At 62.5% G+C, this 24,800-nt stretch carries 24 protein-coding genes and 1 tRNA gene; 19 read left to right on the plus strand and 6 right to left on the minus strand.

Going from position 1 to position 24,800, the window contains the following annotated elements; all coding sequences use genetic code 11:
* The first annotated feature begins 292 nt into the window (after positions 1-292).
* From ctaD to ABRP84_RS04060, 3 genes are all read left to right on the plus strand, one after another.
* Positions 293-1,987 carry an aa3-type cytochrome oxidase subunit I gene (ctaD, locus tag ABRP84_RS04050; RefSeq protein WP_239269909.1) on the plus strand — a complete coding sequence of 565 codons (1,695 nt, stop codon included), beginning with the start codon at positions 293-295 and terminating at the stop codon, positions 1,985-1,987.
* An 81-nt stretch (positions 1,988-2,068) separates the two neighbouring features.
* Positions 2,069-3,175, plus strand: a complete 1,107-nt coding sequence (serB, locus tag ABRP84_RS04055; RefSeq protein WP_349837922.1) for a phosphoserine phosphatase SerB — start codon at positions 2,069-2,071, stop codon at positions 3,173-3,175.
* The gene (locus tag ABRP84_RS04060; protein ID WP_284869622.1) at positions 3,168-3,890 is read left to right on the plus strand and encodes a peptidyl-tRNA hydrolase; all 723 of its coding nucleotides are present in this window, start codon (positions 3,168-3,170) and stop codon (positions 3,888-3,890) included. Before serB ends, ABRP84_RS04060 begins: the two co-directional genes overlap by 8 nt.
* Here ABRP84_RS04060 and ABRP84_RS04065 read toward each other — a convergent pair.
* Positions 3,856-5,820, minus strand: a complete 1,965-nt coding sequence (locus ABRP84_RS04065) for an ATP-dependent DNA helicase (RefSeq protein WP_349852797.1) — start codon at positions 5,818-5,820, stop codon at positions 3,856-3,858. The two genes, ABRP84_RS04060 and ABRP84_RS04065, sit on opposite strands and share 35 nt — an antisense overlap.
* A gap of 18 nt (positions 5,821-5,838) precedes the next feature.
* A complete protein-coding gene (locus tag ABRP84_RS04070; protein ID WP_349852798.1) occupies positions 5,839-7,167 on the minus strand; it encodes a nicotinate phosphoribosyltransferase in 1,329 nt (442 codons plus the stop codon).
* A gap of 116 nt (positions 7,168-7,283) precedes the next feature.
* Between ABRP84_RS04070 and clpS the strand changes: the two genes are divergently transcribed.
* The 8 genes from clpS to rdgB all read left to right on the plus strand — a co-directional run bounded on the left by clpS (position 7,284) and on the right by rdgB (position 12,665).
* Entirely contained in the window at positions 7,284-7,610 is a 327-nt protein-coding gene (gene clpS / locus ABRP84_RS04075) for an ATP-dependent Clp protease adapter ClpS (RefSeq protein WP_005277757.1), read from the plus strand.
* 4 nt (positions 7,611-7,614) lie between these two features.
* Positions 7,615-8,151: a DUF2017 domain-containing protein gene (locus tag ABRP84_RS04080; RefSeq protein ID WP_005277760.1), complete on the plus strand. Its 537-nt coding sequence runs from the start codon at positions 7,615-7,617 to the stop codon at positions 8,149-8,151.
* Positions 8,151-9,065: a P1 family peptidase gene (locus tag ABRP84_RS04085; protein WP_349852799.1), complete on the plus strand. Its 915-nt coding sequence runs from the start codon at positions 8,151-8,153 to the stop codon at positions 9,063-9,065. The genes ABRP84_RS04080 and ABRP84_RS04085 overlap by 1 nt, the downstream gene beginning before the upstream one ends.
* Before the next feature lie 13 nt (positions 9,066-9,078).
* A complete protein-coding gene (locus tag ABRP84_RS04090; RefSeq protein ID WP_349852800.1) occupies positions 9,079-9,711 on the plus strand; it encodes a rhomboid family intramembrane serine protease in 633 nt (210 codons plus the stop codon).
* A complete protein-coding gene (gene murI, locus ABRP84_RS04095; RefSeq protein WP_349852801.1) occupies positions 9,711-10,490 on the plus strand; it encodes a glutamate racemase in 780 nt (259 codons plus the stop codon). The genes ABRP84_RS04090 and murI overlap by 1 nt, the downstream gene beginning before the upstream one ends.
* Before the next feature lie 73 nt (positions 10,491-10,563).
* Complete coding sequence (locus ABRP84_RS04100) at positions 10,564-11,325, plus strand: MBL fold metallo-hydrolase (RefSeq protein ID WP_349852802.1); 762 nt, start codon at positions 10,564-10,566, stop codon at positions 11,323-11,325.
* A 15-nt stretch (positions 11,326-11,340) separates the two neighbouring features.
* On the plus strand, positions 11,341-12,069 hold the full coding sequence (gene rph / locus ABRP84_RS04105; protein ID WP_349852803.1) for a ribonuclease PH: 729 nt from the start codon (positions 11,341-11,343) through the stop codon (positions 12,067-12,069).
* Positions 12,063-12,665 carry an RdgB/HAM1 family non-canonical purine NTP pyrophosphatase gene (rdgB, locus tag ABRP84_RS04110; RefSeq protein WP_349852804.1) on the plus strand — a complete coding sequence of 201 codons (603 nt, stop codon included), beginning with the start codon at positions 12,063-12,065 and terminating at the stop codon, positions 12,663-12,665. The genes rph and rdgB overlap by 7 nt, the downstream gene beginning before the upstream one ends.
* Here rdgB and ABRP84_RS04115 read toward each other — a convergent pair whose 3' ends face one another.
* Both ABRP84_RS04115 and ABRP84_RS04120 read right to left on the minus strand, forming a co-directional pair.
* The gene (locus tag ABRP84_RS04115; RefSeq protein WP_023023696.1) at positions 12,666-13,016 is read right to left on the minus strand and encodes a DUF3817 domain-containing protein; all 351 of its coding nucleotides are present in this window, start codon (positions 13,014-13,016) and stop codon (positions 12,666-12,668) included.
* A gap of 3 nt (positions 13,017-13,019) precedes the next feature.
* Positions 13,020-13,508, minus strand: a complete 489-nt coding sequence (locus ABRP84_RS04120; RefSeq protein ID WP_349852805.1) for an MreC domain-containing protein — start codon at positions 13,506-13,508, stop codon at positions 13,020-13,022.
* A gap of 96 nt (positions 13,509-13,604) precedes the next feature.
* Here ABRP84_RS04120 and ABRP84_RS04125 point away from each other — a divergent pair.
* Positions 13,605-13,686: transfer RNA gene (locus ABRP84_RS04125), tRNA-Leu, on the plus strand.
* Between the two features lie 52 nt (positions 13,687-13,738).
* Here the strand turns inward: ABRP84_RS04125 and ABRP84_RS04130 are convergent.
* Positions 13,739-15,646 carry a solute carrier family 23 protein gene (locus tag ABRP84_RS04130; RefSeq protein ID WP_349852806.1) on the minus strand — a complete coding sequence of 636 codons (1,908 nt, stop codon included), beginning with the start codon at positions 15,644-15,646 and terminating at the stop codon, positions 13,739-13,741.
* A gap of 310 nt (positions 15,647-15,956) precedes the next feature.
* Here ABRP84_RS04130 and pflB point away from each other — a divergent pair, with 310 nt between their 5' ends.
* From pflB to ABRP84_RS04155, 5 genes are read left to right on the plus strand one after another with little or no spacing between them, the layout of a single operon-like run.
* Positions 15,957-18,044, plus strand: a complete 2,088-nt coding sequence (gene pflB / locus ABRP84_RS04135; RefSeq protein WP_284869601.1) for a formate C-acetyltransferase — start codon at positions 15,957-15,959, stop codon at positions 18,042-18,044.
* A 23-nt stretch (positions 18,045-18,067) separates the two neighbouring features.
* On the plus strand, positions 18,068-18,319 hold the full coding sequence (gene grcA2 / locus ABRP84_RS04140) for an autonomous glycyl radical cofactor GrcA2 (protein WP_255716700.1): 252 nt from the start codon (positions 18,068-18,070) through the stop codon (positions 18,317-18,319).
* Positions 18,320-18,321: 2 nt separating this feature from the next.
* Entirely contained in the window at positions 18,322-19,191 is an 870-nt protein-coding gene (gene pflA / locus ABRP84_RS04145; protein ID WP_349852807.1) for a pyruvate formate-lyase-activating protein, read from the plus strand.
* 11 nt (positions 19,192-19,202) lie between these two features.
* A complete protein-coding gene (locus ABRP84_RS04150; RefSeq protein WP_349852808.1) occupies positions 19,203-20,441 on the plus strand; it encodes an alpha/beta fold hydrolase in 1,239 nt (412 codons plus the stop codon).
* Between the two features lie 56 nt (positions 20,442-20,497).
* Complete coding sequence (locus ABRP84_RS04155; RefSeq protein WP_349852809.1) at positions 20,498-21,403, plus strand: SPFH domain-containing protein; 906 nt, start codon at positions 20,498-20,500, stop codon at positions 21,401-21,403.
* A 4-nt stretch (positions 21,404-21,407) separates the two neighbouring features.
* On the opposite strand, the gene ABRP84_RS04160 is transcribed toward ABRP84_RS04155, so the two are convergent.
* Positions 21,408-22,802, minus strand: coding sequence for a peptide MFS transporter (locus ABRP84_RS04160; protein ID WP_349852810.1), 1,395 nt, complete (start codon positions 22,800-22,802; stop codon positions 21,408-21,410).
* Positions 22,803-22,843: 41 nt separating this feature from the next.
* On the opposite strand from ABRP84_RS04160, the gene ABRP84_RS04165 reads away from it, so the two are divergent.
* Together ABRP84_RS04165 and bioD are read left to right on the plus strand one after the other, a co-directional pair.
* On the plus strand, positions 22,844-24,118 hold the full coding sequence (locus tag ABRP84_RS04165; protein WP_349852811.1) for an adenosylmethionine--8-amino-7-oxononanoate transaminase: 1,275 nt from the start codon (positions 22,844-22,846) through the stop codon (positions 24,116-24,118).
* Entirely contained in the window at positions 24,115-24,789 is a 675-nt protein-coding gene (gene bioD, locus ABRP84_RS04170; RefSeq protein ID WP_349852812.1) for a dethiobiotin synthase, read from the plus strand. The genes ABRP84_RS04165 and bioD overlap by 4 nt, the downstream gene beginning before the upstream one ends.
* Positions 24,790-24,800: the final 11 nt, after the last annotated feature.

Below are 24,800 nucleotides of genomic sequence, written 5' to 3' on the forward strand. Positions count from 1 at the left end.
ACCGAAAGGTTGATAACGAGCGGGGGTGCGTTTTCCGGTTTTTGACCTGCATATCCCGCAACCGCTGTGACATGCGACACCCATACCTAGCCCAAAGAATGTAAACCTTAAATGATGCCCGCCCCACGTGCTGGGGGTATGTGACGGTTGAGGTTATTGGGGGGATACCCCCAAGCTGAAAGACCTTTAAGAGAAGCTGGCAAGAACAGGGGAAAATGTCCTAATATAATCGAAGTAAACCTAGGTGTAGGTGGACCCGGTCCGCTGACACTTTGTTATTCAGGAGGATTCTATGACCGCTGTGGCGCCACGGGTCGACGATTACGTCGCTCCCACACGTCCAGAGCCGACCGGTAGGGAAAAGACCGGTTCAAAGGCTTGGGTATTTTTAACCACCACCGACCACAAGCAGCTGGGCATCATGTACTTGATCATGGCCTTCAGCTTCTTCTTCCTCGGTGGCTTTATGGCATTGCTGATCCGTGCGGAGCTTTTCACCCCGGGTCTGCAGTTCCTGTCCAATGAGCAGTTCAACCAGCTGTTCACCATGCACGGCACCGTGATGCTGCTGCTGTTTGCTACGCCAGTTGTCTGGGGCTTTGGTAACTACATCCTGCCCCTCCAGATTGGCGCGCCGGACGTGGCCTTCCCGCGTCTGAACGCCTTTGGTTTCTGGGTGACCCTGCTCGGCGGTATCGTCATGCTGCTTGGCTTTATCACCCCTGGTGGTGCGGCTGACTTCGGCTGGACCATGTACATGCCGCTTGCCGATGGCGTACACACCCCCGGCATCGGCGCCGATATGTGGATCGTCGGTGTGGGCGCTACCGGTGTCGGTACCATTGCCTCCGCCATCAACATGATCACCACCATCTTGACCCTGCGCGCACCGGGCATGACTATGTTCCGCATGCCGGTCTTCTGCTGGGGCGTCTTCACCGCCTCCGCCATCGTGCTGATGATCTTCCCGCTGCTGACCGCAGCCGCCTTGGGCGTGCTGTATGACCGCAAGCTGGGCGGCCACATCTACGATTCCGCTAACGGCGGTGCCATCCTGTGGCAGCACCTGTTCTGGTTCTTCGGCCACCCCGAGGTCTACGTCCTCGCGCTGCCGTTCTTCGGCGTTGTCTCCGAGATTGTCCCGGTCTTCTCCCGCAAGCCGGTCTTCGGCTACATCGGCCTAGTCTTCGCCATCCTGGCTATCGGCTCGCTGTCCATGGCCGTGTGGGCACACCACTTGTTCGTCACCGGCGCCATCCTGCTGCCGTTCTTCTCGTTCATGACGTTCCTGATTGCGGTGCCTACCGGTGTGAAGTTCTTCAACTGGGTCGGCACCATGTGGAAGGGCCACATCACCTGGGATACCCCGATGATTTGGGTCATGGGCTTCATGGCTACCTTCCTCTTCGGTGGTATGACCGGTGTTATGCTCGCTTCTCCGGCGCTGGACTTCCACTTGGCTGAGTCCTACTTCCTGATTGCGCACTTCCACTACACCCTGTTCGGTACGGTTGTGTTCTCCGCATTCGGTGGCCTGTACTTCTGGTTCCCGAAGATGACCGGCCGCATGCTGGACGAGCGCCTAGGCAAGATTCACTTCTGGCTGACCTTCATCGGCTTCCACGGCACCTTCCTGATTCAGCACTGGGTCGGCAACATGGGTATGCCACGTCGCTACGCCGACTACCTGGAGTCCGATGGCTTCACGGTCTTCAATCAGATTTCCACCATCTTCTCCTTCGTTCTCGGCGCCTCCGTTATCCCGCTGGTCTGGAACGTATTCAAGTCTTGGCGCTACGGTGAGGTCGTTACCGTGGACGACCCATGGGGCTACGGCAACTCCTTGGAGTGGGCAACCTCCTGCCCGCCTCCAAGCCACAACTTCGTCTCCCTGCCACGCATCCGCTCCGAGCGTCCGGCATTCGAGCTGCACTACCCGCACATGGTTGAGCGCATGCGCGAGGAAGCTCACGTGGGCAAGCACTAAGCCCGCACTTTAACTCCTGACTACAGCCGCCTTCCCCAGCTTCTCAGAGGTAGGGAGGGCGGCTTTGGCGTGTGTGGGATAATGGTCGTTGTGAATATTCAAGCTGATACCACGATCATTACTAGCCTCGGACCAGATGTTCCGGGGGCGGCCGCCGCTTTCCTTACCGCGTTGGCTGATTTTCCTGACCCGCTTGCCGATGTCCACCTCGCCACCGTCTCCAACCACCTCGCCCTCACCGCGCAGTGCGGTAACGCTGGCCTAGAAGAACGAGTGCGCGAGGCCATGACACCCTTCGGGCACGAGGTGTCCGTTGCGCCAAGCTATGCCGTCGCGCTCATCGGCGCGGATATTACCGCCGAGGACATTAGCGCGGTGCAGGAGACCGTGAAAGGGGAGACGTTTCGCATGCGCCGGATAGCGCTGGATTCCCTTTTCGCGGTGGAACTTACCGTGGCACTCGAAGATGCCACCGCGGCGCGGCGGGAGCTGCGGCAAGTCGCCGTTGAACGTGGTATCGATATCTCCCTCGAGAGCTTGGGCAATCGCGGCAAGCGCTTGGTGTGCTTCGACTGCGATTCGACGCTGATTGAAGGCGAGGTCATCGAGATGCTCGCCGCCCACGCGGGCAAGGAAGCAGAAGTGGCCGCGGTGACCGAGCGCGCCATGCGCGGCGAATTGGACTTCGAAGAGTCCCTACGCGAGCGCGTCGCGGTGCTGGAGGGCCTAGATGCCTCCATCATCGATGAGGTTGCCCGCGATATCGAGCTGACACCTGGCGCTAAGGAAGCGATCGGTACCCTCCACCGTCTGGGCCACCGCACCGCCGTGGTCTCGGGTGGCTTTATTCAAGTTCTCGAGGGCTTGGCCACAGACCTCCAGCTCGACTACGTACGGGCCAATACCCTGGAAATCCGCGATGGGAAGTTGACCGGCAAGGTGATTGGGCAGGTGGTCGACCGCCAGGCGAAGGAGGATTTCTTGCGCGAATTCGCCGCCGATTCCGGAATCGGCATGGAGTCCACCGTCGCGGTGGGTGATGGCGCTAATGACATCGCCATGGTCACCGCTGCCGGGTTGGGTGTTGCCTTTGACGCGAAGCCAGCGTTGCGCGAGACCGCCGATGCTTGCATCACCCCGCGCCGCCTCGACGCCGTCCTACCGATGCTGGGGATTGCCGATGACTAAGTTTGAGATAGCCCACCAGCGCCTCGTCGCCGCCTGCACGGCCCGCGATTCCCACGAGGACCCAGCGGACCCGTCCACCGTGCAAGCGATGCAGATAGCCCTCCACCTCCCCAAGCAGGATCCTCCAGCGCGCAGCGAGGTGCTTACTGCGGCAGCCCGCGCCGTGGTGGCCGCCTGCCTAGATGACCGCGCCGGCGAGGACGGCGCCTTCGCCGCGGCGCTCGCGCAGTGGTACGGCCACCGCATCCGCAAGATCGCCCGCCGCGCGCGCAATAAGGCGTGGCGCGATGTGCAGCTACTGCCTGGTGTTACCGTTGATGACCGCGCGCGTGCGTTTGCGCCCTCGGCAGTGGGGGAGGTGGACCCGTTGATTAGCAAGCTGCAGATCGGTCATACGGATCTCGCAATGGACGAGCCAGGGCCTCCGCTTGCCGATGCCCCCATTATCTACGTCGACCGCAGCCTCGCCATGACCGCGGGCAAGGCCGCCGCTCAAGTGGGCCACGGTTCGATGATGCTCGCCGCGGCTATGAGCCAAGAGGAAGCCGCCGCCTGGGCGGCAGAAGGTTTCCCGCTTTCCGTCCGCGAGGTGGACGCGGAGTTATTTGGCACCGCCTGCGCGCAGGAAGAGGCGGTGGTCATCATCGATGCCGGGTTTACCGAGATCGCCCCCGACTCGGCTACCGTGTGTGCGCTGCGGCGACCAATCGCTTAAGCGCCCCGCGCACCGTCTCCGGGTTTGTGGTTTGCCAGAACCGTGGCATGGATGCCTTGAGGAATGCGCCATAGCGTTTGTATTCCAGCCGGTTATCCAGCACGGCGACCACCCCGCGGTCCGTCACGTGGCGCAAAAGCCGCCCGGATCCCTGCGCCATGAGTAGCGCCGCGTGATTGGCAGAGACCTCCATGAACCCGGAGCGCCCGGCGGCGTCGGCCGCCTGGGAGCGGGCCTGCAAGAGTGGGTTATCGGGCCGCGGGAAGGGGATGCGGTCAATGAGGACCAGCGAACACGATGGCCCCGGCACGTCCACGCCCTGCCAGAGGGTCAAGGTGCCAAAGAGACAGGAGTTTTCCTTCTTGGAGAACTTGTCCACCAGTGTGCCGATGGCATCTTCGCCCTGCACATAAAGATCAAACGGCAAACGCGGCGCCAAGGCCTCCGCGGCCTCTTCTGCCGCCCGGCGCGAGGAAAATAGCCCCAGCGTGCGCCCGCCGGCGGCCATGATGAGCTCGTAAATTTCCTCCAAGGTCTCGGAGGACAGCCCATCCCGCCCCGGCGCCGGGAGGTGCTTGGCGGTATAGAGGATGCCGGATTTCGCCGGGTCAAAGGGCGTTCCTGCATCGAGCGTGTCAAAAGTGCCAGAGGGCAGGCCCCATTGTGCCGCCATGGCGTCGAACCGTCCGCCCAGCGCCAACGTGGCCGAGGTAAGCACCACCGTTTGCTCCCCAAATAGGTTCTCGCGCAGCATATGCGCGATAGACAGCGGCGCGACGGCGAGGGTATCGGTGCCTTCCAACCACACCACATCGTCTTGCGCAGCGGGGTCATCGGTGGCAAAGACTTCCAGGATTCGTCCAATCGCTTCGGCCAAGTCCGTGAGGTGATTGCTTAAGTTTTGGCGCTCGGCGTTCTTTTCGGGGTCATCGTTGGCCTCGCCTTCTGGGGCGCGGGAGATGAGGGATTTAACGCGCAAGAACTCATCGGCAAGCGCGCGCAAGTGCGCCTGGGAGGTCTCATCCAAATCCGTCCACCGGCCGGGCTCCTGGACGCGCAGCAGATCATCGAATTCATCGGCCAACTCCGCCAGGTTTCCGGCATTGCTCAGTGACTTTGCCCGGTTTGCTGCCATCTTAATAGCGCGGGAGGTAATCTCCGCGGTGGACACGGAGGTAATGCGCCCATCGAGCTCGTGTGCCTCATCGATGATCGCCACATCGTGTTCGGGCAGGATATTGGCCTCAGAGATGGCATCGATGGCGAGCATGGCGTGGTTGGTGACGATGATATCGACATCGGCAGCCGCCCTGCGGGCCTCTTCGGCGAAGCAATCCGCACCGTGCGGGCAGCGCCCGGCGCCCAAGCATTCGTTGGATGTGACCGATACCGCCCGCCACACCAGATCCGGCACGCCGGGCTCTAAATCGTCCCGGTCGCCGGTCTCGGTCTCCTGCGCCCAGTCGTGGATGCGGCGCACGGCCTTGCCGCGGTAGGAGACATCGGATTCATCGATAAGAGCCTCCGGGTCATCCGGGGTGGCCGCGATCTTATTCAGGCACACGTAATTATTGCGGCCCTTCATGATGGCGAAGGTGGGGGTGCGCTCCATGACATCGGCTAGCGCCTCCGTCAGCCGCGGGAGGTCGCGCTCCACCAACTGGCGCTGCAGCGCCAGCGTGGCCGTGGAGACGACGACGGTGGAACCCGAGTTCATCGCATGCCGGATGGCCGGAACCAGGTAGGCCAAGGATTTACCCGTACCCGTGCCCGCCTGGACGGCAAGGTGGCGCTCCTTTTCTAAGGCCTTGGATACCGCGTTGGCCATGCGGACCTGGCCCGCGCGGCGGGAGCCGCCGAGCGCGTCCACTGCCGCGCCTAGCAGCGTTTCCGTGTCGTGGTTTAGGGGCTCATCTGCGGGGTCACTCACCCCACACAGTCTAGCGACCTACTCCTTAAAGCCCACCATTCGCGTGGGCACGGCGGCGTCATCGCGCGAAAGCGCAAGTCCCTCCCACGGCAGGGTCTTGCGGGCCTCGTCCAAGTAGGTGCGGGAGGCCTCTAAATCCGGCAGGTCCTCTACGATATGCCCATCGCGCATCAAAGGAATGGTCAACTCGCGGGTGGTGAGCTGGCCCGTATCCGGTGCGTCCGCGGCAAAGGGGTAGACAACTTCCTCGACCGCCACGCCGGAAGACCGGTAGGTGCGCAGCGCGCGCTTGGCCCCGCCCACCGATTGCTTGGACGACGAGCGCTTGGCCACCGGCACGCCGTCAACCTCGACGACCTTGTAGACCATGCCCGCGGTGGGGGCACCAGAGCCGGTGACCACGGAGGTGCCCACGCCGTATACATCGACGGGATCACCGCGCAAGCCCGCGATGGCAAACTCATCCAAATCGGACGAGACAACGATATTGGTATTGTGATTGCCCAGCTCATCGAGCTGCTTGCGCACGCGGCGGGTCACCGCACCTAAGTCACCGGAATCGATGCGCACCCCGCCAAGCTCCGGGCCGCCGACCTTGACCGCGGTTTCGACGCCCTTGGTGATGTCATAGGTATCCACCAGCAGGGTGGTATCGATGCCCAGGGTATCGATTTGCGCGCGGAAGGCCGCCTCCTCATTGCTCGTGCCATCCGGGTTCGTGTGCGCCAAGGTCCAGGCGTGAGCGGCGGTGCCAGATACCGGGATGCCGTAGCGGAAGCCTGCCTCCAGGTTGGAGGTGGCGGTAAAACCGGCGAGGTACGCGGCGCGGGCGGCGGTTACTGCCGCGTATTCGTGGGTGCGGCGGCTGCCCATCTCCAAAATGGGGCGGCCATCGGCGGCGGTGACCATGCGGGATGCTGCAGAGGCGACGGCGGAATCGGCATTCAAGATGGACAGCACGATGGTTTCTAGCACCACGCACTCACCAAAGGTGCCGCGCACCGTCAAAATGGGTGAGTTGGGAAAGTAGAGTTCGCCCTCGCGGTAGCCATCGATCTGCCCGGAAAAGCGCCAATCGCGCAGGTACTGGCGGGTTTCTTCATCCAGGAAATCCATCTGTTCTAGCTGTTCGGGTGAGAAGCGGAAGTCCTCTACCGCGCGCAGCACGCGGTCGATGCCGGCGACGACGCCGTAGCGGCGCTCATTGGGTAGGCGGCGAGAAAAGACCTCGCAGGACACGTTGCGGTGAGCGGAGCCATCGCGAAGCGCGGCTTGCAGCATGGTGAGCTCGTATTTATCCGTGAGCAAGGCGGTGGAGCGATCGATAGGGCGTGCTATGTCATTCATGAGCCTGATACTACTCACAGCTTAAGAAGCTTTCAGCATACCCAGCCGTCACCCTGGTGAGCTGCGGGGCGACCCTATGCCCAAAATGCCAGCGAAAAATGATTAGGCTATAAGGCATGAAGCCGCAACACCCCGAAGTCCGTATGAGCTCTCCCATGGCCACGCCCGACTTGGATGAAGGAATCGAAGTTGATGTGGCCGCGAGCGAGAACCTGCCGTGGATGTGCATCGTCTGGGACGATCCCGTCAACCTGATGAGCTACGTGTCCTACGTATTCCAAACCGTTTTGGGCTACGACAAAAAGCGGGCCAACGAGCTGATGATGCAGGTCCACACAGAAGGCAAGGCCGCCGTGTCCAGCGGCGAGAAGGACAAGGTTGAGGCGGACGTAAAAAAGCTCCAGATCGCGGGTCTGTGGGCGACGATGCAACAGGCAGGGTAGATAGATGCAACCGTGGAAAAAGAAGAAATCGCTCATGCGCGGGCCCAAAATCACGGCGGTATTCGAGCCCATGGAGCGCGAGGTCATCGGCAACCTCACCGCCACTGTCTCTGAAGCGATCATCGGTCGCGCCCAGTCCGCGCCAAAGGACGAACTCGCGGAAATGCTAGACATGCCCACCGGCCATACCGAAGCCCCAGAGGATCCCTCCCTGGCGCGGTTGTTCCCGGACTTCCAGAAACCCGGGGATGAAGAATACGACGGCGATGCCTCCCTTTTGCGCTCGCTGCACGAAAATGACATCGCGCGGGCGAAGCTGCAGAACCTGCAGGTCATCGGCAATGCACTCGGCCCCACCGGCGGGGTAGAGGTCTCCATTTCGGAGCAGGAAGCCCAAGCCTTCGTGGCGGGGCTCAATGATCTGCGCTTATACGTCGCGGCTGGGGACGCGACCGACGAAAACCTCATGACGGACCGCGATACCTTGGTGGAATGGCTGGCCTATTGCCAGGATTCCCTGCTGGAAGTGTTGATGGATTAATGATTGACGGCATTAGCATTGGCCATTTTTCCGGCGAGGACACTGGTGCCACCGTGCTCTACTGCGGCCCGAAGGGCGCGCTAGCCAGCGTGGATGTGCGCGGCGGCGGGCCCGGTACGCGCGAGACCGATCTGTTACAGCCGCACAATACCGTCGAGCGCGTCCATGCGATCGTGCTCGCGGGCGGGTCCGCCTTTGGCTTGGCCGCCGCGGATGGCGTCATGCGTGAATTGGAAGCGCACGGGATGGGTTTCCCCGTCTTTGGCGAGGACAAGCCCGGCCCGCGCGTGCCCATTGTGCCGGCGGCGGTGATTTTCGATCTGCTGGCGGGCCCCTCTCGCCCTGGGCCGGAGGATGGCGCGGCGGCGCTGCGGGCGGCAATGGCCGGCCACGACGACACGGTGGGCACGGTCGGCGCGGGCGTGGGCGCTACGGCGGGCAAGCTGCGCGGCGGCTTCGGCCTGGCCACCCGCAAGGTGGGAAACTACGAGGTCAGCGCCGCGATGGTGGCCAATCCCGTGGGCGAGGTCATCGACCCGCACTCCGGCCGCCTCTACGGCGCGCCGGGCCGCACGCCGGTCAACGCGGACGCCTACCGCGACCTGCCGCACGCTGCCGCGAAGCTGAATACGACGATTGGCGCGGTGCTTACCGATGCCCCCGTCACCACCGCCCAAGCCCAACGCCTCGCCATGACGGCCCACGACGGGATTGCCCGCGCCGTTCGGCCCGCGCATTCGCCGCTGGACGGAGATACCATTTTCGCACTGTCCACAGCGCAGGAACCCGCCGAGGTGGACATGATCCAGCTGTGCGCTGCGGCAGCCGACGTGGTGGAGGAGGCCATCGTCACCGCGGTCACCGCCGCACGCCCTGGCCTGGGGCTTCGCGCGTATCGCGACTTGCTCGGCTAAGATATTGCCCATTATGACTATGGGTGGAACTTCGCGTAATCAGCCGGTGCCGACCAGCACGAACAATCGCGGCCGCGGCCGAATCAGCACCGGCCTATCCCTGGCATTGGGTTTCCTTGCGGTGGAGTGGTCGATCCACCTCATCAACGCCGTCGTCTTCGGCGGCGGGCTGCCCAATTACGGCATCCGCCCGCTCGACGTGGACGGCCTGTGGGGCATTATCACGGCGCCGCTCTTGCACGGCAGCCTGGAGCACTTGATGTCCAACTCGCTGCCGGGCGCCCTGTTCTGCTTCCTCATCGGCTTGTCCGGACGCCGGGTGTGGTGGGAGGTCACCCTGATCACCACCGTGGTGGCGGGCCTTGGCACGTGGCTTTTGGGCGGGGCCGGTACCTCGCACATCGGCGCGTCCGGGCTGGTCTATGGCTGGCTGGCCTACCTCGTGGTGCGCGGCGTCTTCAATCGCTCCCTGCTGCAAATCATTTTGGGCATCATCCTGGGCTTTTCCTATTCCGGGCTGATTTGGGGCGTGCTGCCCGTCGCCGAGGGCATTAGCTGGCAAGGCCACCTCTTCGGCGCCCTGGGCGGTGTAGCGGCCGGCATGTTCATCACTTCCGATAACCCCGCAAAGGCAGGGAGGAAATAATGCCCAACGCGTCGTCTCCTATCGGCATCTTTGACTCGGGCGTTGGCGGGCTGACCGTGGCCCGCGCGGTAATGGAGCAGCTGCCGCAAGAATCCGTTATCTATAAGGGTGATACCGCCCACGAACCCTACGGGCCGCGGCCCATCTCGCAGGTGCGGGCCTTTTCTCAGGATATTGCCGATGAGCTGGTGGAACGCGGCTGCAAGATGCTGGTCATCGCCTGCAATACCGCCACCGCGGCCTTCCTGCATGATGCCCGCGAGCGCTACGATATCCCCATCGTGGAGGTCATCCACCCGGCCGTGCGCCGCGCCATGTCCACCACGCGCAATGGCAAGATTGGCGTTATCGGCACTGAGGGCACCATCAACTCCGGCGCGTACCAGGACCTTTTCGCGGTTAACCCCAATGTTGAGGCGGTAGCCGCCGCCTGTCCGGACTTCGTGCCCTTTGTCGAGCGCGGGATTACGGCAGGCCGCCAAATCCTCGGCGTCGCCGAGGGGTACCTTGCGCCCCTGCAGGCCCAGGGCGTGGACACCTTGGTGCTGGGATGCACGCACTACCCGCTGCTTACCGGTATCATCCAGCTCGCCATGGGCGAAAACGTGTCCCTGGTGGCCTCCTCAGAGGAGACCACGAAGGACGTCATGCGCCTTCTTACGGAAACGGACATGCTCGCCCCCGAGGGCAACCAGCCGGTCCATTCCTTCGAATCCACCGGCGATCCTGAGGTCTTCGCCCAGCTGGCCACGCGCTTTTTGGGCCCGCAGATCGGCTAAGACAGCCGAATTTCCTCCCCCTTTTTGCGCGCGGTACCAGCATTCGGTCCGGATTCATGGAACTATTGGTTCCATGAAGCTGACCATCCTAGGCTGCTCCGGTAGCGTCCCCACCGCAGACAATCCTGCCTCCGGCTATGTCGTGTCTTTCGATAATGCACCGTCCATCATCCTGGATATGGGCTCGGGCACGCTGGGCCAGCTAGCTAAACTGCAGGATCCGTGCGATGCCCACGTAGCCTTTAGCCACCTGCACGCGGATCACTGCGCGGATTTTCCCTCCCTCATGGTGTGGCGCCGCTTCCATCCCACGGCCCCGGCAGCCTCGCGCAACTTCTGCTTCGGCCCGTCTGCCACCCCGACGCACCTGGGACGACTGTCTTCCGACGAGGTAAATGGGATCGACGATATGTCCGATACCTTGGCGTTTAGCCAGTGGGTGGCGGGGGAGCACCAGCTTGTCGATGACGTCTTTATCACCCCCTTCCCCGTTAATCACCCGGTAGAGGCGTATGCGCTGCGCATCGAGCACACCAAGACCGGCAAGACCATTACCTATTCCGGCGATACGTCCTATACGCCCGCGCTTGTCGATGCCGCCCGGGGCGCCGATCTCTTCCTCTGCGAGGCCACCTGGGGTGCTTCCTCCGAGGGCATGGCACCCGGCATGCACATGTCGGGCGCGGAGGCGGGGCGCGCGGCGCGGGAAGCGGGCGTTGGCACGCTGGTGTTAATCCATATCCAGCCCTGGGGCGATGCTGAGGCCACCGTGGCGGCGGCGCGGGAGGAATTCGACGGCGAGATCGTGCTGGGTACTGCGGGCATGCAGTTCTAAGTTACGCTGGAGGGCATGACTGAATTTACTCGTGCCGATGGGCGCGCGCTTGACCAAATGCGCAGCGTCCGCATTACCCGCAATTTCACCACCAACCCGGCTGGATCCGTCTTGGTGGAATTTGGCAATACCCGCGTGATGTGCACCGCCTCCGTCGAACTCGGGGTGCCGCGTTTCAAGCGCGATTCCGGCGAGGGCTGGCTGACCGCCGAGTACGCCATGCTGCCGTCCGCCACCCACGACCGCATGCCGCGCGAGTCCATGCGCGGCAAGGTCAAGGGCCGCACCCACGAGATTTCCCGCCTGGTCGGCCGCTCCCTGCGCGCCGCCGTGGACCTGGAGCAGCTGGGAGAAAACACCATCCAGCTCGACTGCGACGTGCTGCAGGCCGATGGCGGCACCCGCACCGCCTCCATCACCGGCGCCTATGTCGCGCTTGCCGATGCCATCGCCCACCTCAAGTCCGAAGGCGTTGTCCCCGGCGAACCGCTGCTCGATCCCATCGCCGCGGTTTCCGTGGGCATCATCGACGGCGAAATCTGCCTGGATTTGCCCTATGAGGAAGATTCCCGCGCCGAGGTGGATCTTAACGTGGTGATGCAGGAATCCGGCGACTTCGTAGAAATCCAGGGCACCGGTGAGCACGGCCTCTTCGGCCGCGACCAGCTCAACGGCATGCTGGATGTGGCCCAGAAGGGCTGCAGCGAGCTCATCGCGGCGCAGAAAGCGGCGCTGGGATGGTAATTCTCGTCGCCTCCGGTAACCCGAAGAAGCTGGCCGAGCTCGATCGCATCCTGTCCGAGGCGGGCATTGAGTGCGTGGATTTACGCCTGCTTTCCGAGGTCGATCCCTACCCCGAGCCCGTCGAAGATGGCCGCACCTTTGCCGATAACGCGCTGATTAAGGCCCGCGCCGGCGCCGCCGCCACGGGCCTGGTGACCATTGCGGATGATTCCGGGCTGGCCATCGAGGAGCTCAACGGCATGCCCGGCGCGCTTTCGGCCCGCTGGTCCGGCGAACATGGCAATGACCAGGCCAATAATGACCTGGTCTTGGCTCAGATGGCCGATGTGCCGGACGAGCGGCGTGCCGCCGCCTTCGTCTCCGTGTGTGCCCTCGTGACTCCGGAAGGCACAGAGCGCGTGGCAGAGGGCCGCTGGGAAGGCCAGCTATTGCGCGAGCCGCGCGGGGAAAACGGCTTCGGTTATGACCCACTCTTCCAGCCAGAGGGCGAGTCGCGTTCCGCGGCGGAAATGTCGCCTGCGGATAAGAACGCGGTCTCGCACCGCGGCCGCGCCCTTTCCCAGCTGGTCCCGCTTATCGCGGAGCTGGCTGGCTAATTATGCGTTGAGCTGGAATTGCTCCTCGATTTCCTTGCGGCGCTTGTGCTCCATCCAGAAGGACAGGAAGGGCACCACGCCGGCGAGCGCGGTGGTAATCAGCTTGCTCGCTGGCCACAGCGCGCGCGGGCCCAGAATCAGGATGGAGAGCAGGTAGGTCATGTACGCGATGCCGTGCACGATGGCGATATAGGTCGCCCATTCCGGAATCTCCGCGCCTAAGACATACTGGAAGAACATGCGGATGACCAGGATGATCAGGAAGATACCGGTCACCGTGGCCGCGATGGAAAAGAACTTCAGCGGGCCGCGGATGCGCGCCTTGCGGTCTGGGTGTACCTGGTTTGTCATGATTTACTTTCTCCTTTTATCTGTTGGGCCTTCGTCGCGTCCCTCTGCGGGGGAACCGCGGCGGCGCCGAGGCTGATTCAACGCATTAAACTCTTCCACATTCAACTGCGGGCGCTGCGGCAAGAAATCCTCATCGATGGCGGTTTTCTCCGCCGAGTCCCTCTCCTCAGAACCATCGGCCGAGCCAGATATTCCGTCGGCGGTTTCGCCGACATTTTCAGAGGCCTGCAGTGAATCCATCTCGCGGGCTTCGTTTTCCGCGGCGAGGCGCTCATTTTCATAGCGCAGCGTGGTGCGATAAGCATAGACCACGAATACCGCAAAAAGCGGCCACTGAAAGGCATAGCCCAAGTTTTGGAAGGTGCCCGAGCCGGAGCGGAAGCGCGTCCACTGCCAATAGGCGAGGAAGAGGAAAAGCATCACGAAAAATATGACGAGGGCGATGTGCCACCACCGCACCTTCACGCGCCGTTTCTTCTGATCCTCGTGCATACTCACCTCACCCAGCCTACCTATCCACCGCCGCAATACGGAATGCCCCTGGTTTCTCGTTTATCCGCGCGCCGTGTACACTATTCAACGTTGCTCGCGCCCGTGGCGGAATTGGCAGACGCGCTAGATTTAGGTTCTAGTGTCTTATGACGTGTGAGTTCAAGTCTCACCGGGCGCACAAGAAAGGCACCGCAGTACTTGCTTGAAGAACTGCGGTGCTTTTGCGGATCTTAGTCCACCTCGGTGAACTTGCGGTCCCAGGAGGAGCGGACGGGGTTGGCATCGGCAAGCAGGATATCGAAGCGGTCATTGGCGATCTCAACGATTTCGCTCAGCGCAATGCGGTATTCCTGCGCATCGGAATTGGCGAGGCGCCGCACGCCGGCATCGATCACACGCTCTACCGTGTCATTGGTATCGAGGTATGCGACAAATGGCATGCCAAAGCGCTCGCGGTAGGCGGCGGACAGCTCGGTAATGCGCTCGGTTTGCACGTCGTCGAGCTCGCTGAGTCCCAGCGAGCCGCGGTCAGCGGAAATATTCGCCGCCTCATCGGCCGAGGCCAAAAGCAGCTCGTCCATCGCGGGGTAGTCGTGGATGAGCGCATCGCGGCGTTCAGCATCCGCGGTCAGCACGGCAACCTGGATGGCGGCGCGCAGCTCATTGACATCGCTAAACGGCCGGGACTGCCAGGCCAGCTCCAGCGGCCAGGTCTCATTATTAAAGAGCGGGCGCAGCGCGGCGGTGAACTCCTCGCGCGAGGCCTCGTTCAGCTCGTTCAGGCTCACGCCCTTGCCATCGGCGCGCGAGACCTGCGCGCTCGCGCTGCCGGTGTGGAAGAACAACAAGTTGAGCAGGATGGCGGTAATCGCGCCGATGGACATGCCAGAAGAAACGAAGGTCTGCGCCCACTCCGGGAAGGCACTGGCTACCTCCGGCTTGAAGGTCACCAGCATGGCCAGGCCCAGCGCGGAGGTGACGATGACGGAGTTGCGGCCATCACTGAGATCCGACTTTGCAATGGTCTGCAGGCCCACCCACGCCACGTTGGCAAAAAGCGCGAGAGATGCGCCGCCGAGCACCGGCGACGGAATCGCGGCAACGACTGCGCCGGCCTTCGGCAAAAGGCCCAGCACAATCATGAACCCCGCAGCTGCCACGGCCACCCAGCGCGATTTCACGTTGGTCAAGCGCACCAAGCCAACGTTTTGCGCAAAGCAGGTATAGGGGAAGGAATTCATCACGCCGCCTACCAGGGTGGAGACACCATCGGCGCGGATGGCGCGCACCACGTCATCGCGGCGGATGCGCTTTTTGACGATTTCACCGGTGGCAAACACATCGCCGGTTGTTTCCACCATCGTGATGATCATGACGATAATCAGCGAGAAAATCGCCACGAGGTCGAATTGCGGCATGCCGAAATAAAACGGCGTCGTAATGCCGAGGGCGGGGGAGGAGGAGACTTCGCTAAAGGAGGCATCGCCAAGCGCGAGCGCCACGCCCGTGCCCAGGACCAGGCCGATGAGCACCGCCAACGTGCCCACGAAGCCGGTGGAAAACCGCTGCACCATAATGATGACCGCCAGCGTGCCAAAGCCGTAGAGCAAATCGCGCGTGGCCGGCACGCCCTCGGCATAATTGACAAAGTCATTGGCCGATACCGCCAGCAGCGAGGTGCCCATCACCAGCAGCACCGAACCGGTAACCACCGGCGGGAAGAAGCGCAGCACCTTGCCAAAGACCGGCGCGGCGAAGAAAGTAAAAAGGCCCGCGACGATGATGGCGCCGTAAATCGTGGGCAGCGATGCCACCCCGCCCTCGCCATCGGTAGCGCCCAGGCCAATCGCGATGATGGGCGATACCGCCGTCGTGGTCACGCCCTGCACGATGGGCAGGCGCACGCCAATATGCTTGCCGATGCCCACCGACTGAATGATCGTCGCAATACCGCAGGTTAAAAGGTCGGCATTGATGAGGTGGATGGTAGTTTCCGCGTCCAGGTTTAACGAGCTGGCGATGAGCAGCGGGACGATGACCGCCCCGGCATAAAACGCGAGGACGTGCTGCAGCCCAAGGGCGGCGAGTTTCGGCGCGGGGGGAACGATGTCTACGGGGTGCTTGGGCTGGGACGCCACGAAGTCCTCCTTGTTACGGAAGCGAAGCTGACCGCCTTAACAGTAGAGGTACACGCAGGTCGGCGCCAAAGCGTACGTGAGCAAAGCCACGATCGGGGCTGGATTGCCCCCGAACAAAAACGTACGGGTGGTTTATATGAATCGGGCTACCAGCAAAGCATGATGACCGGTTTATAACTGGTGCTCACGGCAATGTTTACGGTTGTTAATTTCGCGAATCGAGCCGACAATGAAGAAGTGACGGGGCTTGATGCTGCGGGATGAAAAGGCGGCATGTGCCCCGGGAAATTTGACCCAGAAGAAGGGAATTATGACTACCGCAACTAAGCCCCAGCAGTATCAAGGGTGGGAAGGTTTTGCTCCCGGCCCTTGGACCGAGGGCATCAACGTCCGCGATTTCATCCAGCGCAACTACACGCCTTATAACGGCGATTCCAGCTTCCTTGCTGGCCCCACCGATAAGACGCTGCGCGTGTGGGACACCCTGGAAAAGGACTACCTGTCAGTCGAGCGCGAAAAGCGCATTTACGATGTCGATACGCACACCCCGACCGATATCGATGCCTTCCCGGCCGGTTATATCTCAGAAGACGATGACGTCATCGTCGGCCTGCAAACCGATACGCCGCTCAAGCGCGCCATGATGCCGTTCGGCGGCTGGCGCATGGTGAAGCAGGCCATCGGCGAGGCGGGCAAAGAGGTAGATCCCGAGGTGGAGAAGATCTTCACCCGCTACCGCAAGACCCACAACGATGCGGTCTTCGATATCTACACCCCGCGCATCCGCGCCGCCCGTTCATCACACATCATCACCGGCCTGCCCGATGCCTATGGCCGTGGCCGCATCATCGGCGATTACCGCCGCGTGGCGCTGTACGGCGTGGACTATCTCATCCAGGAAAAGATTGAGGCCCGCGATGCCATTGCCGATGCCGGCTTTTCCGAGCACTGGGCCCGCTACCGCGAGGAGCACTCCGAGCAGATCAAGGCCCTGAAGAAGCTCAAGGCGATGGCCGAGTCCTACGGCTTCGATATCTCCGAGCCGGCGCGCACCGCCCACGAGGCCGTGCAGTGGACCTACTTTGGCTACCTCGCCTCCATCAAGTCCCAGGATGGTGCCGCCATGTCCATCGGCCGCCTGTCCGCATTCTTCGACTGCTACTTCGAGCGCGATTTGGCCGCTGGCATCATCACCGAGGAACAGGCACAGGAAATCATCGACGCGCTCGTGCTGAAGCTGCGCATCGTCCGCTTCCTGCGCACCATCGACTATGACCAGATTTTCTCCGGCGATCCGTACTGGGCCACCTGGTCCGATGCCGGCTTCGGCAGCGACGGCCGCCACATGGTCACCAAGACCTCCTTCCGCCTCCTGCAGACCCTGATCAACCTGGGGCCATCACCGGAGCCGAATATCACCATTTTCTGGGATCCGGAGCTGCCCGCAGGCTACAAGGAATTCTGCGCGCACATCTCCATTGAAACCTCCTCCATCCAGTACGAGTCTGATCGCCAGATTCGCGACGAGTGGGGCGATGACGCTGCGATTGCCTGCTGCGTGTCCCCGATGGAAGTGGGCAAGCAGATGCAGTTCTTCGGCGCCCGCGTCAATGCCGCCAAGGCCCTGCTCTACGCCATGAACGGCGGCCGGGATGAGGTCTCCGGCAAGCAAGTCGTTGAAGGCTACGAGCCGATTCAAGGCGATGGCCCGTTGGACTTCGACGAGGTCTGGCAAAAGTACGAGGAGATGCTGGACTGGGTGGTTGGCACTTACGTCGAGGCGCTAAACATCATCCACTACTCGCACGATAAGTACGCTTACGAGGCCGTGGAAATGGCGCTGCATGATTCCAATATCATCCGCTCCATGGGCTGCGGCATCGCGGGGCTTTCCATCGTCGCCGATTCGCTTTCTGCCATCAAATACGCCAAGGTCACCCCGGTCCGGGATGAGACCGGCCTGATTACGGATTACATCACCGAAGGCGAATTCCCGTTCTACGGCAACGACGACGACCGCGCCGATGACATCGCCGCCACCATCGTGCACACCGTGATGGAGAAAATTAAGGCCATCCCGATGTACCGCAATGCCATCCCCACCCAGTCCGTGCTGACCATTACCTCCAACGTGGTCTACGGCAAGGCAACAGGATCCTTCCCGTCGGGCCACAAGGCCGGCACCCCCTTCTCCCCGGGTGCTAACCCCGAAAACGGCGCGGATAACCACGGCATGGTCGCCTCCATGCTGTCAGTGGGCAAGCTGGATTACAAGGATGCCCTGGACGGCATCTCGCTGACCAATACCATCACCCCGACCGGATTGGGCCGCACCCCAGAAGAGCGCATCACCAACCTGGTGGGCGTGCTGGATGCCGGCTTCATCATGGAACAATAAGAATCACGACAAGGAGAACCATCATGGCAACCCCAACCTTTGCAGAACGCCTTTCAGACATGAAGGCCAGCCGCGACGAGCACAAGATGAACTCTGGCCTGTACCACGCCAACATCAACGTGCTGGACAAGTCCACGCTGGAAGATGCCGTCGAGCACCCAGAGAAATACCCGAACCTCACCGTTCGCGTCTCTGGCTATGCGGTCAACTTCGTCAAGCTCACCAAGGAGCAGCAGCTTGACGTCATCTCCCGCACCTTCCACCAGGGTTCATAATCATGGCTGATGGCATTACTGGTGTGGTCACCCTGTCGCCGGAATCCGGCGAGCGCGTTCGCGGTGTTGCCGCGGGCCTGGGAACCGACCACGAACTCGATGAGATTACCCGCCCCGAGCTCATGGAGGCGCGCCGCACCGGCGATATCGCCCTCGTGCACTCTTGGGAGCTGGTAACCGCCGTCGACGGCCCGGGCACCCGCATGACCATGTTCATGTCCGGCTGCCCCCTGCGCTGCCAGTATTGCCATAACCCGGACACCATGGAGATGAAGACCGGCACCTTGGAGCGGGTAGACGATGTGGTCAAACGCATCAAGCGCTACAAGCCCATCTTCCAGGCCTCCGGTGGTGGCCTGACCATCTCCGGTGGTGAGCCCTTCTTCCAGATTGCGTTTACCCGCCGCGTGCTTAAGGAGGTCCACGACGCCGGCATCCACACCACCATCGATACCTCAGGCTTCTTAGGCTCGCGCCTGCGCGATGAGGACCTGGACAATATCGATCTTGTGCTGCTGGACGTGAAGTCGGGCGACGAGGAAACCTATCAGCGCGTAACGAGGCGCCAGCTGCAGCCCACGCTCGATTTTGGTGACCGCCTCAACGCGATAGGCAAGCCGGTGTGGATTCGCTTCGTCGTCGTGCCGGGCCTGACGGATTCGGCCGAGAACGTCGAAAACGTCGCCTCCATTGTGGCGCGGTGGAAGTCCAATGTAGAACGCGTCGAGGTCTTGCCCTTCCACAATATGGGCAAGGACAAGTGGGAGGGGCTCGATATGACCTACCACTTGGCAGATACCAAGCCGCCGAAACCGGAGGACGTGGAAAAAGTCCGCGACGTTTTCCGCGCAAAGGGCCTGGAGGTCTACTAACCTGGGTGGGCATGACTCACTACCGCCGCTTCGGCCACGATATTATTGAACACACCCTGGAAGTCCCGTGGGATTATGACAATCCGCGCGGGACTTTTGCTCTCTATGCCCGCGAAATCATCCCGCCAGGCGGCGAGGACTTGCCGGCGCTGCTGTACCTGCAAGGAGGCCCGGGATTTCCGGCGCCGCGGCCGGTCAAGCCGACGGGGCTTATCGGCAAGGCGCTCGAGCGCTACCGCGTCATCCTCCTCGATCAGCGCGGCACGGGGCGCTCGCACCGCATCGATAGGCTAAGCCCCGCAGAAGAGCGCAGCGCCGACCACCTAGCCTTATTGCGCCAGGACAATATCGTGCGCGATGCCGAGCGCCTGCGCGAGCATCTGGGGCTGGAGACTTGGTCCCTGTTCGGCCAGTCCTTCGGCGGCTTTTGCATCACCGCGTACCTGTCCCAAGCACCAGAGTCGGTCAAGCACGCGTTTTTCACCGGCGGTATCCCCACGCTGCAGGGCGCGGATCACCTCTACCGCGCGACCTTTAGCAAGCTCAAGGCCCGCCAGGAGCGCTTCTACCGCGAATTCCCCTGGGTGCAGCGCCGCATCGAGGAAATCATCGCGCACCTCGATAATTCCGATGAACGCCTGCACACCGGCGAGCGGCTGTCCTCGCTGCGTTTTCGCACCATTGGCACCGATTTGGGGCGGGGCACCGGCTTCGACGGCCTGGCCTACCTCCTGGAAGAGCCCTTCCGCACCGTGCGGGGAGAGAAGGTGCTGCGGGATGATTTCCTGTGGGGCATCGGCGAGCGCGTGAGCTTTGCGGAGGCCCCGCTTTATGCGGCGATCCACGAGTCCATTTATGCCGGCAGCGGCGGGCAGGCGGCGACGCAGTGGGCGGCGCATCGCGTGCGGGAGGAGTTCCCAGAGTTTGCCGAGTCCGGCACTTGGCTGACCGGCGAGCATATTTTCCCGTGGCAGTTCGACGAGGACCCGGCGCTGCAGGCCTTCAAGGAGGGCGCGCACGGCTTGGCGGAGCGGGAATTTACTGCGCCTTATGCGCTTGCCGATGCCCCCACCACCGCCGCCGCCATCTACCTCGACGATATTTTCGTTCCCCTGGAGGAATCTTTGTCCACCGCCGCGCACTTGGGCGATCTGCGGCCGTGGGTGACGAATGAGTACCAGCACAATGGCATCGGCGAGAACGGCGCGGAGGTGATGGGCAAGCTCTTTGCGCTTATCGATGACCACTAGCGAACGCTTTCCGCCTGTGCGAAAATTAATTTCACATACGTAGTTAGGGAGAGGAAATGTTGAGCTTAATCATCATCGGTATCATCATCTTGCTGATTCTCGCCACCGTATTTGATGGCTTTTACATCGTGCGTACCCGCGAGGCGGCCATCTTGGAACGGTTGGGTAAATTCCAGACAGTCGCCCACGCGGGGTTGCACTTCAAGATGCCCTGGATCGACCGCGTGCGCGATAAGATTTCGCTGCAGGTGCGCCAACTGGACGTAATGGTGGAAACCAAGACGAAGGATAATGTCTTCGTCCAAATCCCGGTTGCGGTGCAGTACGAGGTGGTAGAAGGCCGCGAGCGCGAGGCCTTTTATATGCTCTCCAACCACGAGCAACAGATCGTGGCCTATGTGCAAGATAATGTGCGCTCGTCGGTGGCGAATATGGGCTTGGACGAGTCTTTTTCCTCCAAGGACACCATCGCGCAGAACGTGGCGGCCTCTCTCCGGGATAATATGGCCGAATACGGCTGGAACTTCGTCAATACGCTGGTAACCGATATTCGCCCGGATTCCCGCGTGCGCGAGTCCATGAACTCCATTAACGCGGCGCAGCGCGAGCGCGAGGCGGCCATCGCCCAGGCGGAGGCGGAAAAGATCCGCGTGGTCAAAGAAGCCGAGGGTGCCGCGGAGGCAAAGAAGCTGCAGGGTAGGGGTGTTGCCGAGCAGCGCAAGGAGATTGTGGAGGGCATCGCCCAGCAGTACGAGCTACTGCGCGATGCCGGTGTGCAGGAATCTCCCGAGGTCCTCATGCTGGTCTCGCAGTACCTCGACGCGATGGTCGATGTCTCGGATAACGGCCAAGCCTCCGTGCTCTATATGCCGTCCAACCCGCAGGGAATGGGCGATCTATTCAGCGGCATGCGCGACGTGCTGATGGCGGACCGCGCGCTGGATGAGTCCGCCGGGCGTTAAAGGCCTACCTGCGCCGCAGGAGGAGTATCAGCCCCAAGATGATGGGGACGCCGCCCATGATGAGGAGGTAGGTTGTTTCCGCGGATGCCGAGGTGGGATCGTACAGCTGCGACATTGATCCGGCCAGCGAGGTGCCGATGGCCATGGTGAGGAAGTACAGCGCGGAAAAGCGAGTGGCATAGGCCCGCGGCGCGTGGGCGGCAGATGCTGCCATGCCCACTGGGCCGATGAAGAGCTCGCCGAGCGACATCAAAAAGATGGTGCCCGCTAATACCAGGAACGGCGTGGAATTTTCCCGCCTCCCACAAAGGGGCAACAGAAGGAACATGCCCGCACCGGCGAAGATGATGCCGCAGCCCATGCGCGCGCGCCGCGAGTTGGCCCAGCGCGTCATGCCCGCGGCCAAGGGTAGCGAGAGCAGGAGGATGAATAGCGGGTTGAGCGATTGCGTCCACGCCCGCGGGATCTCGAATCCGCCGATGGATCGGTTGAGGCGCTGATCCGAATAGACCGCAAGCACGCCGTAGATTTGCGGTTGCAGGGTCCAGTAGGCCGTTGAGCAGGCGAAAAGCGGAATGAAATCCAGGATGCGGCGCCGTTCATCCGCGGTGACCCGCGAGGATCGCAGCATACTGGCAAAAAGCCCCGCCGCGGCCGCTACCGTGGCGATAAGAAGCAGCATCGTCAGCGTTGCCGGAGAAACGGTGATAATGATCAGCACGCCGGCCAGTAGCGCCGCCAGCGCGACCAAGCCCGCCTTGCCTGGGGCCTGGGTGGGATGAGGCGGACGAGTTGGCGCGTCTATCTTTTTCCGCAGTGCGCCGTAGGTGGCGCAGCCGCAGCACATGAGCACCGCTGCGGCGAAGAATCCGGCGTGGTAGCCGTATTCCTCCGCCAGCCAGCCCGTGAGCATGGGGCCAAAAAGCGCGCCGATATTGATGCCGAGGTAGAAAATCTGAAAGACCCCGTCGCGCGCGCCGGCCTCGGCGGGGAAAGCGGCGCCCAGAATCGTTATCGCGGCGGTCTTGAGCAGCCCCGAGCCAAGCGCGAGCGGCAAGAGCCCGATGATGAGCCCTGCGGTGCCGGGAATTAGCGAAAGGGAAAAGTGTCCGCACACCAACAGCCCAGCACCGGTAAGCAGGGTGCGCTCGGCACCCAAGAGGCGGTCGCTGACCCAGCCGCCCACAAACGTAAAGAGGTAAAGCAGACTGCCGTACGCGCCGACGAGCGCGGTGGCTTGCGTTTGCTCCATGCCGAGCCCATCAGAGGTGGAGTAGAGGTAGTACGCGAGGATGGCTTGCATGCCATAAAAACTGAAGCGCTCCCACATTTCGATGCCCGCAACTGCCGGCAAAACTAGGGGTACGCGGCGAATTGAACGCTGTTCAAGAACTTTCATGAAAAGCACTATAGCGGCTGAAAGTGTGTGCTAGATCTAATTTGGTGAATATTTCTACTAGCGACATAGCGACAATCGATGCCCACCACATCTGGCACCCCTATGCCGAGCCCGGCGCGCCCACGCGCGTCGTCGAGTCGGCCGCAGGTGTCCACCTCACGCTTGCCGATGGCACCCAGCTCATCGACGCCATGTCCTCCTGGTGGGCCGCCGCCCACGGCCACAGCCACCCGCGGCTTACCGCCGCCGCTAAGGAACAGATCGACCGCATGAGCCACGTGATGTTCGGCGGGCTCACGCACGAGCCGGCAGCGCGGCTAACGTCCAATCTCATGGAGCTCACGCGCCACGACTTCGCGCAGGTCTTTTATGCGGATTCGGGATCGGTCTCGGTAGAGGTCGCCATCAAGATGGCTCTGCAATACCAGCAGGGGATCGGCCACCCGGAGCGCACCAAGATGCTGACCTGGCGCTCGGGTTATCACGGCGATACCTTTGCCGCGATGAGCGTGTGCGATCCCGATGGCGGCATGCACTCGATGTGGACCGGCACCCTGGCGCAGCAGGTTTTCGCCCCAGCACCGCCCACGCGCGGGGCGAGCGAGAAGGCGCGCGCGGATTACCTACGCGAGCTGGAAGGCTGCATTACGAACGAAGTCGCAGCCTTGATCATCGAGCCCGTCGTCCAAGGCGCCGGCGGCATGCGCTTCCACGACCACGAGCTGGTGCGCGGGGCGCGCGAAATCTGCGACCGCCACGGAATCGTGCTGATCGCGGATGAAATAGCCACGGGTTTTGGGCGCACCGGGGACCTCTTTACCACCCAGGCGGCGGGAGTGGTGCCGGATATCATGTGCGTGGGTAAGGCGATGACCGGCGGTTTCATGACGATGGCCGCCACGCTCGCCACCGCCCGGGTTGCCGAGGGTATGCACCCACGCGCGCTGATGCACGGCCCGACCTTTATGGCCAACCCGCTGGCCTGCGCGGTATCTGCCGAGGCGACCTCCATGATCCTGGAGGGAAGGTGGCGGGGGCAGGTTGCGGGCATCGAGAAGCAGCTGCGCGCCGGGCTTTCCGGGCTAGAGGACGAGCCGGGCGTGGCGGACGTGCGGGTGCTGGGGGCTATCGGCGTGGTGGAGATGGAGCGCGACGTCGATATGTCAGGTGCTACGGACGCGGCGGTGGACCAAGGCGTGTGGCTGCGCCCGTTCGGCCGCCTTATCTACACCATGCCGCCTTTTATCAGTACCGAAGACGAGGTCGCGCAGATTTGCCGCGGTGTGCGCGCTGCGGTAGGAGGAGGAAAGCGATGATTATCTTTGTCACCGGCACCAATACCGACGTGGGAAAGACGGTGGCCACGGCGGTGCTCGCCAGCGCCCTTGCCCAGAGTGGGCGCGAGGTCGTCTATGCCAAGCCCCTGCAGACCGGCGAGCCGGGCAATAGCGGCGATGCGGCGACGGTGCGGGCCCTGGCCGGGGTCGAGGTCACGGAGATGGTGCGTTTTCCCGAGCCGCTGGCACCGAACCTTTCGGCGCGCCGGGCCCGCATGACTCCGCCGAGCAAAGAGGAACTCTGGGACTGGATCGCAGGGTTGGACGCACCAGGCCGGGTGGTGCTGGTGGAAGGTGCCGGCGGCCTGCTGGTGCGTTTGGCAGACGACTACACGCTTGCCGATGTCGCCACCAACCTCCTCATTGTCACCTCCCTCGGTCTTGGCAGCCTCAACGCTGCCGAGCTCACCGTCCGCGAGGCGCAGCGGCGCAGGATTAACGTGATGGGGCTTATCGGCGGCAGTTTGCCCGCGAGGCCGGATCTGGCGACGCGGTTGAACGTGGACGAGCTTCCGGCGGTCACGGGCTGCCGGTTGTGGGGCAGCGTGCCAGAGGGTGCGGGTGCGCTCGGCCGGGAGGACTTCGCCCGGATGGCCAGGGCGCACTTTCCCGCTGATTTGTGCGCGCAGCTGCTTGCACACGCCGAGTAGCGCTACCTCGA

The organism is Corynebacterium sp. KPL2861, from assembly GCF_040225475.1.
In the GTDB taxonomy this organism is placed as follows: Bacteria; Actinomycetota; Actinomycetes; order Mycobacteriales; family Mycobacteriaceae; genus Corynebacterium.

Excerpts from the sequence above, each read along its gene's own strand:
- grcA2 (WP_255716700.1), top strand. The coding sequence starts at position 18,068 with ATGGCAACCCCAACCTTTGCAGAACGCCTTTCAGACATGAAGGCCAGC.
- ABRP84_RS04080 (WP_005277760.1), top strand. The coding sequence starts at position 7,615 with ATGCAACCGTGGAAAAAGAAGAAATCGCTCATGCGCGGGCCCAAAATC.
- ABRP84_RS04115 (WP_023023696.1), bottom strand. The coding sequence starts at position 13,016 with ATGACAAACCAGGTACACCCAGACCGCAAGGCGCGCATCCGCGGCCCG.
- ABRP84_RS04060 (WP_284869622.1), top strand. The coding sequence starts at position 3,168 with ATGACTAAGTTTGAGATAGCCCACCAGCGCCTCGTCGCCGCCTGCACG.
- ABRP84_RS04120 (WP_349852805.1), bottom strand. The coding sequence starts at position 13,508 with ATGCACGAGGATCAGAAGAAACGGCGCGTGAAGGTGCGGTGGTGGCAC.
- ABRP84_RS04085 (WP_349852799.1), top strand. The coding sequence starts at position 8,151 with ATGATTGACGGCATTAGCATTGGCCATTTTTCCGGCGAGGACACTGGT.
- ABRP84_RS04070 (WP_349852798.1), bottom strand. The coding sequence starts at position 7,167 with ATGAATGACATAGCACGCCCTATCGATCGCTCCACCGCCTTGCTCACG.
- pflA (WP_349852807.1), top strand. The coding sequence starts at position 18,322 with ATGGCTGATGGCATTACTGGTGTGGTCACCCTGTCGCCGGAATCCGGC.
- murI (WP_349852801.1), top strand. The coding sequence starts at position 9,711 with ATGCCCAACGCGTCGTCTCCTATCGGCATCTTTGACTCGGGCGTTGGC.
- serB (WP_349837922.1), top strand. The coding sequence starts at position 2,069 with ATGGTCGTTGTGAATATTCAAGCTGATACCACGATCATTACTAGCCTC.
- ABRP84_RS04090 (WP_349852800.1), top strand. The coding sequence starts at position 9,079 with ATGACTATGGGTGGAACTTCGCGTAATCAGCCGGTGCCGACCAGCACG.
- clpS (WP_005277757.1), top strand. The coding sequence starts at position 7,284 with ATGAAGCCGCAACACCCCGAAGTCCGTATGAGCTCTCCCATGGCCACG.
- ABRP84_RS04100 (WP_349852802.1), top strand. The coding sequence starts at position 10,564 with ATGAAGCTGACCATCCTAGGCTGCTCCGGTAGCGTCCCCACCGCAGAC.
- ABRP84_RS04150 (WP_349852808.1), top strand. The coding sequence starts at position 19,203 with ATGACTCACTACCGCCGCTTCGGCCACGATATTATTGAACACACCCTG.
- bioD (WP_349852812.1), top strand. The coding sequence starts at position 24,115 with ATGATTATCTTTGTCACCGGCACCAATACCGACGTGGGAAAGACGGTG.
- ABRP84_RS04155 (WP_349852809.1), top strand. The coding sequence starts at position 20,498 with ATGTTGAGCTTAATCATCATCGGTATCATCATCTTGCTGATTCTCGCC.
- ABRP84_RS04160 (WP_349852810.1), bottom strand. The coding sequence starts at position 22,802 with ATGAAAGTTCTTGAACAGCGTTCAATTCGCCGCGTACCCCTAGTTTTG.
- rdgB (WP_349852804.1), top strand. The coding sequence starts at position 12,063 with ATGGTAATTCTCGTCGCCTCCGGTAACCCGAAGAAGCTGGCCGAGCTC.
- pflB (WP_284869601.1), top strand. The coding sequence starts at position 15,957 with ATGACTACCGCAACTAAGCCCCAGCAGTATCAAGGGTGGGAAGGTTTT.
- ctaD (WP_239269909.1), top strand. The coding sequence starts at position 293 with ATGACCGCTGTGGCGCCACGGGTCGACGATTACGTCGCTCCCACACGT.
- rph (WP_349852803.1), top strand. The coding sequence starts at position 11,341 with ATGACTGAATTTACTCGTGCCGATGGGCGCGCGCTTGACCAAATGCGC.